14 protein-coding genes are annotated in these 16,027 nt (G+C 68.9%); 8 read left to right on the forward strand and 6 right to left on the reverse strand.

Going from position 1 to position 16,027, the window contains the following annotated elements; translation table 11 throughout:
* Window positions 1-178: 178 nt before the first annotated feature.
* Window positions 179-1,510, reverse strand: a complete 1,332-nt coding sequence (xseA, locus tag FJU31_RS16825; RefSeq protein ID WP_150455756.1) for an exodeoxyribonuclease VII large subunit — start codon at window positions 1,508-1,510, stop codon at window positions 179-181.
* 44 nt (window positions 1,511-1,554) lie between these two features.
* The gene (gene queG, locus FJU31_RS16830; RefSeq protein WP_150455757.1) at window positions 1,555-2,625 is read right to left on the reverse strand and encodes a tRNA epoxyqueuosine(34) reductase QueG; all 1,071 of its coding nucleotides are present in this window, start codon (window positions 2,623-2,625) and stop codon (window positions 1,555-1,557) included.
* 23 nt (window positions 2,626-2,648) lie between these two features.
* Here queG and FJU31_RS16835 point away from each other — a divergent pair, with 23 nt between their 5' ends.
* The 6 genes from FJU31_RS16835 to FJU31_RS16860 all read left to right on the forward strand — a co-directional run bounded on the left by FJU31_RS16835 (window position 2,649) and on the right by FJU31_RS16860 (window position 10,252).
* Entirely contained in the window at window positions 2,649-4,133 is a 1,485-nt protein-coding gene (locus FJU31_RS16835; RefSeq protein WP_150455758.1) for an NAD(P)H-hydrate dehydratase, read from the forward strand.
* Complete coding sequence (gene tsaE / locus FJU31_RS16840) at window positions 4,130-4,612, forward strand: tRNA (adenosine(37)-N6)-threonylcarbamoyltransferase complex ATPase subunit type 1 TsaE (protein WP_150455759.1); 483 nt, start codon at window positions 4,130-4,132, stop codon at window positions 4,610-4,612. The genes FJU31_RS16835 and tsaE overlap by 4 nt, the downstream gene beginning before the upstream one ends.
* A gap of 81 nt (window positions 4,613-4,693) precedes the next feature.
* Complete coding sequence (locus FJU31_RS16845) at window positions 4,694-6,253, forward strand: N-acetylmuramoyl-L-alanine amidase (protein WP_150455760.1); 1,560 nt, start codon at window positions 4,694-4,696, stop codon at window positions 6,251-6,253.
* Between the two features lie 194 nt (window positions 6,254-6,447).
* Window positions 6,448-8,349 (forward strand): DNA mismatch repair endonuclease MutL, encoded by a 1,902-nt coding sequence (gene mutL, locus FJU31_RS16850; RefSeq protein ID WP_150455761.1) that lies wholly within the window; start codon window positions 6,448-6,450, stop codon window positions 8,347-8,349.
* A 26-nt stretch (window positions 8,350-8,375) separates the two neighbouring features.
* Window positions 8,376-9,305 (forward strand): DUF1684 domain-containing protein, encoded by a 930-nt coding sequence (locus tag FJU31_RS16855; protein ID WP_150455762.1) that lies wholly within the window; start codon window positions 8,376-8,378, stop codon window positions 9,303-9,305.
* A 2-nt stretch (window positions 9,306-9,307) separates the two neighbouring features.
* Complete coding sequence (locus FJU31_RS16860) at window positions 9,308-10,252, forward strand: TraB/GumN family protein (RefSeq protein ID WP_150455763.1); 945 nt, start codon at window positions 9,308-9,310, stop codon at window positions 10,250-10,252.
* Window positions 10,253-10,402: 150 nt separating this feature from the next.
* On the opposite strand, the gene phaR is transcribed toward FJU31_RS16860, so the two are convergent.
* From phaR to gluQRS, 3 genes are all read right to left on the reverse strand, one after another.
* Window positions 10,403-10,942: a polyhydroxyalkanoate synthesis repressor PhaR gene (phaR, locus tag FJU31_RS16865; protein WP_150455764.1), complete on the reverse strand. Its 540-nt coding sequence runs from the start codon at window positions 10,940-10,942 to the stop codon at window positions 10,403-10,405.
* Window positions 10,943-11,125: 183 nt separating this feature from the next.
* On the reverse strand, window positions 11,126-11,866 hold the full coding sequence (phbB, locus tag FJU31_RS16870) for an acetoacetyl-CoA reductase (protein ID WP_150455765.1): 741 nt from the start codon (window positions 11,864-11,866) through the stop codon (window positions 11,126-11,128).
* Window positions 11,867-11,883: 17 nt separating this feature from the next.
* The gene (gluQRS, locus tag FJU31_RS16875) at window positions 11,884-12,819 is read right to left on the reverse strand and encodes a tRNA glutamyl-Q(34) synthetase GluQRS (RefSeq protein ID WP_150455766.1); all 936 of its coding nucleotides are present in this window, start codon (window positions 12,817-12,819) and stop codon (window positions 11,884-11,886) included.
* A gap of 91 nt (window positions 12,820-12,910) precedes the next feature.
* On the opposite strand from gluQRS, the gene htpX reads away from it, so the two are divergent.
* A complete protein-coding gene (htpX, locus tag FJU31_RS16880; RefSeq protein ID WP_150455767.1) occupies window positions 12,911-13,777 on the forward strand; it encodes a protease HtpX in 867 nt (288 codons plus the stop codon).
* Between the two features lie 272 nt (window positions 13,778-14,049).
* Here the strand turns inward: htpX and FJU31_RS16885 are convergent, their stop codons facing one another.
* Window positions 14,050-14,877 carry an inositol monophosphatase family protein gene (locus FJU31_RS16885; protein ID WP_150455768.1) on the reverse strand — a complete coding sequence of 276 codons (828 nt, stop codon included), beginning with the start codon at window positions 14,875-14,877 and terminating at the stop codon, window positions 14,050-14,052.
* A gap of 120 nt (window positions 14,878-14,997) precedes the next feature.
* Between FJU31_RS16885 and FJU31_RS16890 the strand changes: the two genes are divergently transcribed.
* Window positions 14,998-15,771, forward strand: a complete 774-nt coding sequence (locus tag FJU31_RS16890; protein WP_150455769.1) for an RNA methyltransferase — start codon at window positions 14,998-15,000, stop codon at window positions 15,769-15,771.
* Window positions 15,772-16,027: the final 256 nt, after the last annotated feature.

Below are 16,027 nucleotides of genomic sequence, written 5' to 3' on the forward strand. Positions count from 1 at the left end.
GGATTGCGGGGTGTCAGCCGCATGGATGCGGCTGCCAAGCCTACAAGGACGTACTTGCGGCGTTCCCGCAATCCGACACCGCCCCGCCAACCCACGGAATGCCTGCTCCTGATTTTGCCGTTGCCGTTGCCGTTGATTTGCAGCAGGTGCAGGGCTGCAAGCCCTGCCAAACACCCCCCTACTTGACCAGCACGTCGATCACGCCGTCGCCGACGCGTGCCTTCAGCGCATCGCCGGCCTGTACCTGCCCGACCTCACGCACCAGCGTGCCGTCGTCACTGCGGGTCAGGATGCTGTAACCACGTGCCACCGTCGCCAGCGGGCTTACCGCTTCCAGCGAACGCGCCAGCCCACGCAGCCGCAATGCGTCCCGTTGCAGCAGGCGCTGCAGCGCCGCCTGCGGGCGGCCGCGCAGGGCCGCCAGGCGCCGCTGCATCTCGTCCAGCTGGCGCTGCGGGTGGTGACCGCGCAGCACCGCGGCTGCATGGCGCAGACGCGCGGCACGGCGCTCCTGCTGCTGGTTGAAGGCCGCATGCAGGCGCCGGCCCAGGTCAAGCTGGCGGCGACGCAGCAGGTCCAGGCGCGCCTGCGGGCTCCGTGCGTTCAGGCGCAGCAGGGCGCGATCGGCGCGCTGCATCGCCTGCTGCATCGTGTGCCGCTGCAGCTGCACCATGCGCGCGGCGGTTCGGCGCAGGCGCAGGGCCAGTTCGCGCTGGTCGGGCACCAGCAGTTCGGCGGCCACCGACGGCGTCGGTGCGCGCAGGTCGGCGGCGAAGTCGCTCAGGCTGAAGTCGGTTTCGTGGCCCACCGCCGAGACCACCGGCGTGCCGCTGGCGGCGATCGCCCGGGCCAGCGCCTCGTCATTGAACGCCCACAGGTCTTCCAGCGAACCACCACCGCGTGTCAGCAGGATCACGTCGTAGCGGCCGCTGGCATCGGCGGCCTGCAGCAGGCGGGTGATCTGCGCGGCGGCGGTGCTGCCCTGGACCAGGGTCGGCAGCAGGTCCACTTCCAGCAGCGGAAAACGGCGGGCCAGCACACTCAGCACGTCGCGCACGGCGGCGCCGGTGGGCGAGGTGATCACCGCCAGGCGATGCACGTGCGCCGGCATCGGCCGCTTGCGCGCTGGATCGAACAGGCCCTCGGCTTCCAGGCGTGCCTTCAGTTCCTCGAAGGCGCGGCGCAGTGCGCCCTCGCCGGCCTCTTCCATGTGGTCCAGCACCATCTGGTACTCGCCACGCGCGTCGTACAGCGTCACCTTGCCGCGCACCAGCACGCGCATGCCTTCGCGCGGCACGAACTTCAGGTACTGCGCCTTCATCCGGAACATCGCTGCACGCAGCTGCGCGCGCGCATCCTTCAGGGTGAAGTACAGGTGCCCGGACGCGGGGCGGGCGACGCTGCCCAGCTCGGCTTCGACCCAGATCGCCGGGAAGCTGCCTTCCAGCAGGTCGCGGGCCAGGGTGTTGAGCTGGCTGGGGGTGAGGACGTCGTTGTTGCGTGGCTGCATGGGTACGGCGGTAGCGGGCGGAGCAGGGCGCTCAGGATCGCACGTCAGCGCGCGCCGTGCTGGGCCAGCGCCCACTGCACGTGGTCGCGCACCACGGGTGAGGGATCGTCGACGCGGGTCTGCAGGGCGGCCAGTGCGTCGGTCGAGGCCGGTGCGTTGCCCAGCGCCACGGCGATGTTGCGCAGCCAGCGCTCGTGGCCGCTGCGGCGGATCGGGCTGCCTTCGGTGCGGCGCAGGAATTCGGCTTCATCCCAGGCGAACAGCTGGTCCAGACGCGCAGTATCGAGGTTGTTGCGCGCACGGAAATCCGCTTCGTCGGTGCGCTTTGCGAACTTGTTCCAGGGGCAGACCAGCTGGCAGTCGTCGCAGCCGTAGATGCGGTTGCCGATCAGTGGCCGCATGTCTTCGGGAATGGCGCCGTCGTGTTCGATGGTCAGGTAGGAAATGCAGCGCCGCGCGTCCAGCCGCTGCGGGGCGATGATGGCCTGGGTGGGGCAGACATCGATGCAGCGCGTGCAGGTGCCGCAGTGGGCGGTGGCAGGTGCATCGATCGGCAGCGGGATGTCGATGTAGATCTCGCCGATGAAGAACCACGAGCCGCCGTGACGGTCGATCAGGCAGGTGTGCTTGCCGATCCAGCCGAGCCCGGCGTTGCGCGCCAGCGCACGTTCCAGCACCGGCGCCGAATCGACGAACACGCGGTAGCCCAGCGGCGCCACTTCATCGTTGATCTGCGTGGCCAGCTTCTGCAGCCGGTTGCGCATCAGCTTGTGGTAATCGCGGCCCAGCGCGTAACGGGCAACATAGGCGCGGCCGGGATCGGCCAGGGTCGCCCAGGCTTCGGTGTCGTCCTTGTGGCTGTAATCCATGCCCACCGAAATCACCCGCACGGTACCCGGCAGCAGTTCGGCCGGGCGTGCGCGCAGGGTGCCGTGGCGGGCCATCCAGTCCATCGTCCCGTACAGGCCCTTGCCCAGCCAGTCGGCCAAATGCGCCTCATCCTCGCCCAGCTCGACGCCGGCGATGCCGCAGCGCTGGAAGCCGTGCGCACGGGCGAGTTCGCGGATGCGCTGCACGGCCAGGGCCGGATCGAGGGGGGCAGGGGCGGGGAACATGCGCACCAGTATAAAATCTCCGCATGGTCAACCTTGCCGATCTGTTTGATTCTGCTGCTGCGCGTGCGCTGGATGCCCAGGCCTCGGCGCTGGCAGGCGATGGTGGCTGGGAGCTGATGGCCCAGGCCGGGCTGGCTGCCTGGCAGCGCCTGCTGCGGCACTGGCCACAGGCGCTGAATGTGGGCGTGGTGGTCGGCAGCGGCAACAACGGCGGCGACGGCCTGGTGCTCGCGCGGCATGCGCTGCTGGCCGGGCGCCGGGTAACGGCGCTGACCCTGCCGGGCAAACCGCCAGCCGCCGCGTTGGCGCAACGGGCAACCTCGGATTTCAGGTCCGTCGGGGGAGCCCTGGCGGAATTTGACGGAACGCTGCCCGCAGCCGATATCTGGGTGGATGGCCTGTTCGGGCTGGGTTTCGACCGGGCGCCGGAAGGCGCAGCGCAGGCCGTGATCGAAGCACTGAACGCACAGGACGCACCGGTATTTGCACTGGATGTGCCCAGCGGCGTCGACGCCGACCGTGGCGCGGTGCCGGGTGTCGCGGTGCGCGCAGCGCTGACCCTGCAGTTCATCGTGCCGCACCGCGGCCTGTACACCGGCGACGCGCTGGAGCACGCCGGCGAACCCGCGCTGGCCGCGCTGCAGCTGCCCAAGGCGGCGTGGCAGGGCGTTTCGGCGGCGGCCGAGCACTGGACGGGTGCACGCTTGCCGGCATTGCTGAAGCCGCGCCGCGCCAATAGCCACAAGGGCGAATCCGGCCATGTGCTGTGCGTGGGCGGCAACCGCGGCAGTGGAGGCGCCATCGCCCTGGCTGCCGAGGCCGGCCTGCGCACCGGTGCCGGACTGCTCAGCATCGGCACCCGCGGCGACCATGTCGGTCCGCTGCTGGCGCGCCTGCCCGAGGCCATGGTGCATGCGCTGGAAGACGGCGACGCGCTGCCCGGCCTGCTTGAAAAGGCCAAGGTCGTGGCGATCGGCCCCGGCCTGGGCCAGGACGACTGGGCGCGTGCCCTGTTTGCGCGCGTGCTGGCCTGTGGCAAGCCGCTGGTGCTCGATGCCGATGCGCTGAACCTGCTGGCCCGCGACCCCCGTGCGCTGCCCGATGCCATCCTGACCCCGCACCCGGGCGAGGCCGCGCGCCTGCTGGAATGCGCCACGGCCGAGATCCAGGCCGATCGCTACCGCTGCGCCCAGGCGCTGGCCGAGCGCTACCACGCCGTGGTGGTGCTGAAGGGCGCTGGCAGCATCGTGGTCGCCCCTGGCCGCACCCCGCGCCTGATTGCTGCCGGCAACCCCGGCATGGCCGTCGGTGGCATGGGTGATCTGCTCACCGGCATCATCGCCAGCCTGCGCGCGCAGGGCCTGGATGCCTTCGATGCGGCCGCGTGTGGCGCGCTGCTGCATGCGCTGGCCGGCGATGTCGCTGCCCTTGATGGCGCGCGCGGCCTGCTTCCTACTGATCTGCTGGCGCCCCTGCGGCGGCTGGCGAACCCGGAACTCCTGCAATGACTGAATTCTTCCTGGCCGACAGCGAAGCCACCGAAATGCTGGGCCAGTGGCTGGCCGCTACCCGGCCCCCGCAGGCGCTGGTCGAGCTGCGCGGTGACCTCGGCGCCGGCAAATCCACCACGGCACGTGCGCTGCTGCGCGCGCTCGGCGTGCAGGGTGCGATCCGCAGCCCCACCTACACCCTGGTCGAGCGCTATCCGCTGTCCAGTGGCGGCGAAGCGTGGCACTTGGACCTTTACCGCATCGGCCAGGCCGGTGAGCTGGATTTCCTCGGCCTGGACGAGGGCAGTGCCGTGTTGTGGCTGGTGGAGTGGCCTGAGCGCGGCGCCGGTGCGCTGCCGCCCACCGATCTGGTGGTGGCGCTGGAAATCGAAGGGCAGGGGCGGCGCGTCCGTCTCACTGGGGCCAGCGACGTGGGCCGTGAATGGCTGGGTCGGCTTCCCGACGGGGGCGACTTGCAGGCAATTTCTGTCGGCTGACGAGAACAAACACCGGCAGGTTACGGATTATTAAGGAAAAAGGTGTTGCATTCCGTTCAGCGCGGTGATTGAATCCTGACCATGCGCCTGGGGAACCGTCTCATCGCCATCTGTGCCGCCGTCGGACTGGGTCTGACGAGCGTCTGCGCGTGGGCCGGTGAGGTCCGCCAGGTCCAGCTGAACACCGGCGCGACCGGTACCCGCGCCGAGATCTCCCTGGTGGGCAGCGGCGGCTACAAGACCCTGTCGCTGTCCTCGCCGAGCCGCCTGGTGATCGACTTCCCCGATTCCAGCGCCGTGCACAACCTGAAGATGCCGGCCGCGAAGGGCGTGGTCACCGCCGTCCGCACCGGACAGCCGGTGCCGGGCACGTTCCGTGTCGTTTTCGACCTTGCTGCGTCGGTGTCGCCGTTCCGTCCGCAGCTGCAGCGTGAAGGCAATGAATCCAAGCTGGTGATCGAGTGGCCGGGCGATGGCCCGGCAACGGCCGCCAGCCCGGCCTCGCCTGCGGCCATCGCAGCGGTCACCCCGTCCGCCGCCGATGCGGCCGCCGCACAGAACGCGCAGTCGCGTGGTGATGCCGCGCGCGCCACCGCGCTGCTGACGGCCCAGGTGCAGCAGCAGGCCAGCGCCAGTGCTGCCGCTCCGGTTGCGCCGGCGCCGGCCCCGACCACCACCCCGGCCCAGGTGGCCGCTGCCGGCATCAGTGCCAGCAGCACGCCGCCGCCGTCCTCGCCGGCCGCGATCCTCGCCGGCCAGCCGACCCGTGCCGTGGTGGCCGCCGCACCGGCGCCTGCACCCACGCCTGCCGCGGCACCCGCCGAAGCGCCGCGACCGGCCATGCCCAGCGATGCTTCGCGCATCCGCATGCAGCCGGGCATTCGCCACCTGGTGGTAGCCATCGATCCGGGCCATGGCGGCCAGGATCCGGGCGCGATCGGCCCGACCGGCAAGCGCGAGAAGGACGTCACCCTGGCCGTGGCGCGCGAACTGGCCCGCCAGGTCAACGCGACGCCGGGCCTGAAGGCCTACCTGACCCGCGACAGCGACGTGTTCATCCCGCTGCCGATGCGTGCGCAGAAGGCGCGCGCGAACAAGGCCGACATCTTCATCTCGATCCACGCCGACGCTGCCGAGAACCGTTCGGCCACCGGTTCGTCGGTGTACGTGCTGTCCACCAAGGGCGCCTCCTCGCAGCGCGCGCGCTGGCTGGCCGACAAGGAAAACGCGGCCGACCTGGTCGGTGGCGTGCGCCTTCAGCAGACCGAGGGCACCCTGGCCAACGTGCTGCTGGACCTGGCCCAGAGCGGTTACATGAAGGCGTCCGAAGATGCGGCCGGCCACGTGCTGGGCGGCCTGAAGCGGATCGGCAACAACCACAAGCCGAACCTCGAGCGCGCCAACTTCGCGGTGCTGCGCACCTCGGACATGCCGGCGATGCTGGTGGAAACCGCCTTCATCTCCAACCCGGACGAAGAACGCCGCCTGACCGACCCGGCCTACCAGCGCAAGGTCGCCGGTGCGGTGCTCGATGGCGTGCATACCTTCTTCAGCCGGCAGCCGCCGCCGGGCACGCTGTACGCAGCCCGCGCCCAGGCCGAGATCGACGCCGCCGCCACCATGGCCGGCGGCAGCAAGTAGAGTCGACCGTTGGTCGACTGCGTGCCTTGCGCGCGGTTCATGTTTTCGGCAACCGCGCAGTCGACCAACGGTCGACTCTACCGCGCGCAGCGCGGGGCTCATGTTCTCGGTACTGCGCAGTCGACCAACGGTCGACTCTACCGCGCGCAGCGCGGGATGGCCGCCGAGGCCCGCGGCTCCGTTATCATCCCTGCATGACGTCTGCTCCCCATCCGCGCCCGATCCGGCCGTTGCCGGAAATCCTGATCAACCAGATCGCCGCCGGCGAAGTGGTCGAACGTCCTGCGTCGGTGGTCAAGGAGCTGGTCGAGAACGCCATCGATGCCGGCGCCAGCCGCGTTGACATCGATCTGGAAGAGGGCGGTGTGCGGCTCATCCGCATCCGCGACAACGGCAGTGGCATCGCGCCCGAGCAGTTGCCGCTGGCAGTCTCGCGACATGCCACCAGCAAGATCGCCGATCTCGACGACCTCGAATCGGTGGCGACCCTCGGTTTCCGCGGCGAAGCCCTGCCGTCCATCGCCTCGGTCAGCCGCTTCACCCTGGCGTCGCGCCGCGCGCATGACGAGCACGGCTCGGCGCTGCAGATCGAAGGCGGCAAGATCGGCGAAGTGACCCCGCGCGCGCATGCGCCGGGCACCACTGTGGAAGTGCGCGAGCTGTTCTACAACGTGCCGGCGCGCCGCAAGTTCCTGCGCGCCGAGCGCACGGAAATGGGCCACATCGAAGAATGGCTGCGCTCGCTGGCGCTGGCCCGCCCGGATGTCGAGCTGCGCGTGTCGCACAACGGCAAGGCCTCGCGCCGTTACAAGCCCGGTGACCTGTATTCCGATGTGCGGCTGGCCGAGACCCTCGGCGAGGACTTTGCCAGCCAGGCCGTGCGCGTGGACCACACCGGTGCCGGCCTGCGCCTGCATGGCTGGATCGCGCAGCCGCATTATTCGCGGGCCAGTGCCGACCAGCAGTACCTGTACGTCAATGGCCGTTCGGTGCGCGACCGCAGTGTCGCCCACGCGGTGAAGATGGCTTACGGCGACGTGCTCTACCACGGCCGCCAGCCGGCCTACGTGCTGTTCCTGGAACTGGACCCGACCCGGGTCGACGTCAACGTGCACCCGGCCAAGCACGAAGTGCGCTTCCGCGATTCACGGCTGGTCCACGACTTCGTCTACCGCACGTTGAAGGACGCGCTGGCCGACACCCGCGCCGGTATGTCCGCGCAGGAGATCGGTGCCGGTGCCGTCCACGCTGCAGACATCGGCGCTGAAGCGATGCCGTCCAGCGCCGGTGCGTCGGGCTTCGGCCTGGTACGCGGTGCCGCGCCTGGTTCGGGCGGCGGTGGCGGTGGCTTCTCTGGCTGGCGCCCGCAGCAGCCGCTGGGCCTGCAGGTGGCCGATGCGCCCGCGGCCTATGCCGCGCTGTACGCCGTACCCGATGCAGGCGAACGCAGCAGTGCGCTGCCGCCGATGCCGAGCGCGAACGGCCTGCCGGTGACCAGTGCCGATGCCGGCGTGCCGCCGCTGGGCTACGCCATTGCCCAGCTGCACGGCATCTACATCCTGGCCGAGAACGCCGAAGGCCTGATCGTGGTGGACATGCACGCCGCCCACGAGCGCATCGGCTACGAGCGGCTGAAGAACGCTCACGATGGCATCGGCCTGCAGTCGCAGCCGTTGCTGGTGCCGATCACCCTGGCGGTGGGCGAGCGCGAGGCCGACACCGCCGAGACGGAAGCGGAAACGCTGGCCGCGCTTGGTTTCGAAGTCACCCGCGCCGGCCCGGGCGCGCTGCATGTGCGCAGCATTCCCGCGCTGCTGGCCAACGCCGAGCCGGAAGGCCTGCTGCGCGACGTGCTGACTGACCTGCGCGAGCATGGCCAGAGCCGGCGCATCGCCAGTGCGCGCGACGAACTGCTGTCGACCATGGCCTGCCACGGCGCGGTGCGCGCCAACCGGCGCCTGACCGTGCCGGAAATGAACGCGCTGCTGCGCGACATGGAAATCACCGAGCGCTCCGGGCAGTGCAACCACGGCCGGCCGACCTGGGCACGTTTTTCGCTGGCGGAAATCGACCGCTGGTTCCTGCGCGGCCGTTGAGGCCCGCAACGTTGAGGGGAGCATCCATGCGTCATCGGGGAGTGGGCGGCCTGCTGGTCGCCGTGTTGCTGGCCGCCTGCAGCCCGGCACCGGCGCCGGTGCCTGTGGTGAAGGAAGATCCGGCATTCGCAGCGGGGCAGCAGCAGTGGCGCGTGCAGCGCTATGAAGACCTGACCCGGCCCGATGGCTGGACCTCGCTGGTCGGCCTGCACTGGCTGCAGTACAAGTCGCACTTCATCGGCAGCGGCGCCAGCAGTGGCATCCGCCTGGCGGTGGGCCCTGACAAGCTGGGCCTGCTGCGGCGCGAGGGCGACCAGTGGTGGTTCAGCCCCGAGGCCAGGGTGGATGTCAGCCTGGACGGGCAGCCGGTGCGTGGCCGCGTGCGCATGAACACCGACAAGGATCCGGCGCCCACCGTGCTCACCTTCGATGGCGGCAAGGGGCAGCTGAGCATCATCCGCCGCGGCCCGCGCGATGCGCTGCGGGTCAAGCATGCTGATGCGGACGCGCGCCGCGATTTCGCCGGCATCCAGTACTGGCCTGGCGGTCCCGACTGGCAGGTACAGGCGCATTTCATCGCCCATCCCGCCGGCAAGTCCCTGCCGATCGTGGACATCACCGGCCTGACCACCGAAATGCCGAATGCCGGCGCGGTGGAGTTCGAGCGCGACGGCCGCAGCTGGCGCATGGAAGCGATCGGCGCGCCCGGCGAGCCACTGTTCCTGGTTTTCGCCGACCGCACCAGTGGCCACGGCAGCTATCCGGCCGGTCGCTACCTGGACATGGATGCACCGGCCGCCGATGGCAGCGTGCGCATCGATTTCAACCACGCCTACAACCCACCCTGTGCCTTCACCCCGTATGCGACCTGCCCGCTGGCGCCCCCGGAAAACCGGTTGGACCTGCGCGTGGACGCCGGCGAGAAGGCGTACCACCTGTCTGAAGGAGAAGGCTGATCATGTCGATCAGATCACTGATGCGCGGCGCCGTGCTGCTGCTGGCCTGCGCGGTCGCCCCCCTGGCCGCGGCGCGTGGCGCGCCGGCCGAAGCGCCTGCGGCCAGGCCGCCGGTACCGCTGCTGTGGAAGGTGACCGGCCCGGGCGATGCGCGTGTCTACCTGCTGGGTTCGTTCCACCTGCTGAAGCCCTCCGATTACCCGTTGTCGGCCGATGCCGAGCAGGCCTTCACCGCGTCCAAGCGGGTGCTGTTCGAAGTATCGCCGGAGGAAATGGAATCGCCCCAGGCCGCCACCCAGATGGTGCAGACCGCGATCCGCCGCGATGGCAGTGAACTGAAGCGCGACCTGGATGACGCCACCTGGCAGAAGCTGCAGGCCTACGCCACGCAGAACAAGCTGCCGCTGGCGCAGCTGCAGGGCATGAAGAGCTGGTTCGTCGCGCTCAACATCACCATCGGGCAGATGCAGAAGATGGGCCTGGATGCGAACCTCGGCCTGGACCGTCATTTCATGGCGGAGGCGAAGAAGGCGGGCAAGCAGACCCGCGGGCTGGAGGACATGCAGAGCCAGATCAACCTGCTGGACGGCATGAGCCTGCAGGAGCAGCGGCAGATGATGGCCGAGGCGCTGGACCAGGCCGACAAGGGCGATGAGCAGTCGCTGATGCTGCACGAGGCCTGGCGCCGAGGCGATGACCGCGTGCTGTGGAACAAGATGGCCGTGGAGATGCGCCAGCAGTATCCGCAGCTCTACCAGCGCATCAACACCGCGCGCAACGACGCGTGGGTGCCCAAGCTGCTGCCGTACCTGCAGGACGGGCAGGGCGGCACCCTGGTGGTGGTCGGTGGCCTGCACCTGCTGGGCAGCGACGGCGTGGTGGAGAAGCTGAAGGCCAAGGGCTACAAGGTCGAGCGCGTGTGCACGGGCTGCAAGCTGAAGCGCTGAGGGTAGAGTCGACCGTTGGTCGACTGCACTTCGGTCGGATGGCGGAAATGCCCGCGCTGCGCGCATAAGTCGACCAACGGTCGACTCTACCAAAGCATAAACGGCGCACCTCAGGGCGCGCCGTTTCCGTGTCAGGCGGGGGCAGTGGCCTCAGCGCCGGGTCTTGCCACCGTTGCCGGTGCTGGTGCCCGGCTCGCTCGGCTTGTTGCCGGTGCCGGTGCCGGTGCCCGTACCGCCGGGGCGGGGGCCGCCGAAGCCGGTGCCCATGTTGCGCTGGAATTCCTGCCACAGTTCCAGGTTGCGCTCGGTCAGCTGGTTCATCATCGCCCACGGGGTCTGGCCCAGCAGGTTGCCCATCTGCTGGCGGAACTGCTGCTGCTGGTCGAGGAAGACCTGCATGCTGCGCTCCAGGTAGTTGCCCATGAAGCCCTGCAGCGAATCGCCGTAGAAGCGGATCAGCTGGCTCAGCAGCTGGGTGGACAGCATCGGTTCGCCGTCCTGCTCCTGGTCGGCGATGATCTGCAGCAGGACCGAACGGGTCAGGTCGTCGCCGCTCTTGGCGTCGCGGACCTCGAAGTCCTCACCGTCCAGGATCAGCTGGCGCACATCCTCTATGGTGATGTAGCTGGAAATTTCGGTGTCGTAGAGACGGCGGTTCGGATACTTCTTGATGATGCGGGTCGCAGCCATGAAGCGGTCACTCGTCACTGTAGATGTGCAGCATGGCGCAGTGCACAAGCCTTGGCAACCGCTGCAGCCCCCGCCGCGCTTGGGGTTTCACGCCCGATCATGTTGCGCAGCAAGGGTTTGCGTGCTGCGCAGCATGACCAACGGCAGGGGACCTTTGCGTGCCCGCTGCCGCTGCCTGCGGCCTTACCAGCCCATGTGGTGGCCGCCGTTGATGTCCAGGTTGCTGCCGGTGATCCAGGCGGCCTCGTCTGCGACCAGGAAGGACACGCCGTAGGCGATCTCCTCCGGCTTGCCCAGGCGCCCGGTGGGGATGTCGGCGATGATCTTGGCGCGCACTTCCTCCGGCACCGCCATCACCATGTCGGTGGCGACGTAGCCCGGCGAGATGGTGTTGACCGTGATGCCGAAGCCGGCGTTCTCACGGGCCAGCGAAATGGTGAAGCCGTGCATGCCGGCCTTGGCGGCGGCGTAGTTGGCCTGGCCGTACTGGCCCTTCAGGCCGTTGATCGAGCTGATCTGGATGACCCGGCCCCAGCCGCGGCGGCGCATGCCTTCAATGACCGGGCGGGTGACGTTGAACACCGAATTGAGGTTGGTGTTGATCACGTCGTGCCACTGGTCCGCACGCATGCGGTGGAAGGTGGTATCGCGGGTAATGCCGGCGTTGTTGACAAGGATCTCGACCGGGCCCAGCTCGGTTTCCACCGCGCGGATCAGCGCTTCGGCGCTTTCCGGGTCGGACACATCGCCGGGGAAGATCGACACGTGGTAGCCGCGCTCGGTCATGCCCTGCTGCCAGGCGCGGGCCTTGGTCTCGTCGCGGTAGTTGGTGGCGACCCGGTGGCCCTGGTCGGCCAGGCGTTGGCAGATGGCGGTACCGATGCCGCCGGTTCCGCCGGTGACCAGTGCGACGCGAGAAGTCATGGAATGCTGTCCGGGTTTCAGGTGGGGGGAAGGGGATTCTGCAACATCGGCGCGGAAAGTGCGCCGGCCGGCGGCAGGCCCGCTCCGATCAGGATGTCGGAACGCGGCAGCCGCGTCGGGTCGAAGGCCTGGCGTGCGGCAGCCAGCAGGGCGTGCAGGTCGTCCACGCCATCCAGCGCGGTGGGTGCCTGGCCCAGCAGCTGCCACAGCTGGCGCAGCACCGGCACCGGCCGGCTGTTGTCCACCGGCAAGGCGGCGAGGGACTTGGACAGCTTGTGGCCCGGTGCATCCAGCAGCAATGGCAGGTGCCAGTAGCGCGGAACCGGCAGCCCCAGCGCCCGCTGCAGCAGGATCTGCCGCGCGGTGGAATCGAGCAGGTCGGCGCCGCGGACCACTTCGGTCACGCCCTGCGCCGCATCGTCCACCACCACGGCCAGCTGGTAGGCCCAGCAGCCATCGGCGCGGCGCAGCACGAAATCACCGACCTCGGCATGCACGTCCTGGGTCTGCAGGCCGCGCAGTCCGTCTTCGTACTCAACCACGCTGCCCGCGGGAACGCGAAAGCGGACGGCAGGGTCCGGTCGTGGCTGGCGCGCCACGCAGCGATGGTGGATGCCGCCGTTGGCGGCCACTTCGCTGCGGCTGCAGTGGCAGACGAAGGCCCGGTCGCTGGCCAGCAGTACGTCCAGCGCGGCCTGGTAGGCCTCGCCGCGCGCGCTCTGCCAGAGCACCTCGCCGTCGTGGTCCAGGCCGAATGCGGCCAGGGCCTGCAATTGTGACTGCGCCGCGCCGGCGACCGTGCGCGGCGGATCGACATCCTCGATGCGCAGCCGCCACAGGCCACCGTGATGGCGCGCAAGCAGCCAGCTGCCGAAGGCGGCGAACAGGGAACCGGCGTGCAGCAGGCCGGTGGGCGAGGGCGCGAAGCGGCCGCAGGGAATGGGCGAAGTCATGCTGGCTGAATCGTCGGTCAGGTTGGCGCTTGAATTCAAGCTGACTGCACCGCAAATTGGCGGATATCGACCCTTCCGAGCCGAATTTCCCATGTTTACCCGCATTGCCCTTTTCCTGGCCACCAACCTTGCGGTGCTGATCCTTGCCGGCATCGTGATGTCCATCCTGGGCGTGGACTCCCGTTCGATGAGCGGCCTGCTGGTCATGGCTGGCATCTTCGGCTTTGGTGGTTCCTTCATCTCGCTGCTGCTGTCCAAGTGGATGGCCAAGCGTTCCACCGGTGCGGTGGTCATTACCGAACCGCGCAACCCGACCGAGCGCTGGCTGCTGGCCACCGTCGAACGCCAGGCCAAGGCGGCCGGCATAGGCATGCCGGAAGTGGCCGTGTATGACGGTCCGGAGATCAACGCGTTCGCCACCGGTGCCAACCGCAACAACGCGCTGGTGGCGGTGTCCACCGGCCTGCTGCACAACATGAGCGAAGACGAGGCCGAAGCAGTACTGGGCCACGAGATCGCCCACGTCGCCAACGGTGACATGATCACCATGGCGCTGCTGCAGGGCGTGCTGAATACCTTTGTGATCGTGCTGGCCCGCGTGGTCGGCGGCATCATCGACAGCGCGCTGTCGGGCAACCGCGAAGGCGGCGGCCGTGGCTTCGCCTACTTCATCATCGTGTTCGTGCTGGAGATGGTGTTCGGCCTGTTCGCGACGATGATCTCGATGTGGTTCTCGCGTCACCGCGAGTTCCGTGCCGACGCCGGTGGTGCCTCGCTGGCCGGTCGCCAGAAAATGATCGCCGCGCTGGAGCGCCTGCAGCTCAACCACGGCCAGAGCACGCTGCCGACCCAGATCGCGGCCTTCGGCATTGCCGGTTCGACGGCGAAGAAGCTGTTCATGAGCCACCCGCCGCTGGAGGAGCGCATCGCTGCGCTTCGGGCTTCGACCGCCGCGTAAGAGACGGGTTTCAACCCGGAAACACGAACGCCCGGCCATGTGCCGGGCGTTTTGTTTTTCCAACGCGGCAGCGGTTGTCGCATTGGTTTGTAGAGCCGAGCCCACGCTCGGCTGCCTTTCGCGCTGCGCGCGTAAGTCGAGCATGGCTCGACTCTACAGAGGCTATCCACGCATGGCGTGGTTCCACGCCATCTCCAACGCAGCGCCGCGCGGGACAAACAAAAACGGCACCCTCGCAGGTGCCGTTTCAGTGAGCCGCGTTACCGGGACGCTTAGAACTTGGCGTCGAACTCGGCGGCGTAGCCGGTGTTCACCAGCACCTTCTGCAACGACTCGGCCACCTTCAGGTTGCCGGCCACGACCTGCTGGGTGTCCGGGCCACGGTTGTCCATGCGGGCCAGGGTCGCGCCCTTGAAGTCGCAGACCTTGCCGCCGGCTTCGCGGACAAGCAGCACGCCGGCCGCGATGTCCCAGGCCTTCACCCCTGCTTCGAAGTAGGCATCGGCGCGGCCACAGGCCACGTAGGCCAGGTCCAGCGCTGCCGAACCACTGCGGCGGATGTCCTCGGCCTGCACCAGCAGGGCGTCGACCGCCTTCAGCTGGGCGCTGGCGCGGGCACGCTCGCGCGGGGCGAAACCGGTGTGGATCATGGTGCCGCCCAGGTCCTTGCGTTCGGCCACGCGGATGCGGCGGTCATTGAGCACGGCGCCGGCGCCACGGCTGGCGGTGAACAGTTCATTGCGCAGCGGATCGAAGATGACCGCATCGGTCGGCTCGCCATTTTCCACCAGGGCGATCGACACGCAGTAGTGCGGCACGCCGCGCAGGTAGTTGCTGGTGCCGTCCAGCGGGTCGATGACCCACATGTTGCGGTGGCCACCCTGCACGCCGCCTTCTTCGCCGAACACGCCGTACTCGGGGTAAGCGCGCTTGAGTTCCTTGACGATCACCTTTTCGGCGTCGGCATCGACTTCACTGGCGTAGTCCATCCGGCCCTTCTGCACTACATTGAGCGCCTCGAGCTTGTTGATGTTGCGCAACAGGACGTTGCCGGCGAGGCGGGCGGCCTTGACCATGACGGTGACGGCGGGTTTCTGCATGGCGTGGGCTCCCGGGAAGGCAGAAGAGGTAGGGCTGGCGGGGGAAAAGAGCGGGTCCGGCGCAGTGGCCGGCCGCACAGTTTACCATTGGTCTTCGTCCAGCTCGACATTTCCCTGTTCATGTCCCAGTTTCCTGCCGCCACCCGCCTCCGATTCGTCCTGGTCGGTACCCAGCACCCCGGCAACATGGGGGCCGCCGCACGCGCCCTGAAGACCATGGGCCTGGCCCGCATGGTCCTGGTCGCCCCCGAGAAGCCGCTGGACGAGGAGGCCTTCCGCCGCTCGGCCGGTGCCGAAGACGTGCTCGGCGATGCCCCGGTGATGGCTACCCTGGCCGAAGCCGTCGCCGACTGCACCCTGGTGCTGGGCTGCACCGCGCGTGCGCGCCGGGTGCAGCTGGAGGAGTACCTGCCGTCCGACGCGGCCGCCCGCGCGGTGGCCAAGGCCGGTGAGGGCGCCGAGGTGGCCCTGGTGTTCGGCCGCGAGCGCACCGGCCTGACCAACGAAGAGCTGCAGCTGTGCCACGCGGCGGTGCATATCCCGTCGGATCCGTCTTTCAGCTCGCTCAACCTGGCCGCCGCCGTGCAGGTGCTGGCCTATGAAACGCGCATGCAGCTGCTGGGCGCGCAGCCGGCGGCCGAGGCCGAGCCGGCGGACGTCCGCGAGCCGGTGGCGAGCCACGAGCAGATGGAGAGCTTCTTCGCCCAGCTCGGCGACACCCTCGACGAGATCGATTTCCACAAGGGCCGTGCGCCCGAGTCGGCAATGCGCAAGCTGCGCCGCCTGTTCCTGCGTGGCGAGCCGACCGAACAGGAAGTGCGCCTGCTGCGCGGCATCCTGGCCGATACCCAGCGCATGGCGCGGCTGGCCCGGGAAAACGGCAAAGAAGGCTGACGACGGTCTCATTTTTTCGGGTAGTCTGTCTGGATACCCTGGGGGGATGAGCTTGTGTCGGCTTCATGCAAGGCAATGCAGTGGGGATTGCTGAGCCTGGTTCCATGGCGGACTGTCCGCGCGGCCACGGCCGTGGCGGGCGCGCTGCGGGCGTGGTATCGGATCGACAAGGTCACAGAAGCAACGAAGGGCCGGGCGCTGCTGCAGCGTCCGGCAGCCGCGCGTGCGTGGTGCAGTGGATGGGAGTGGGCAGTGC

Source organism: Stenotrophomonas cyclobalanopsidis (assembly GCF_008710035.1).
Classification (GTDB): Bacteria; Pseudomonadota; Gammaproteobacteria; order Xanthomonadales; family Xanthomonadaceae; genus Stenotrophomonas; species Stenotrophomonas cyclobalanopsidis.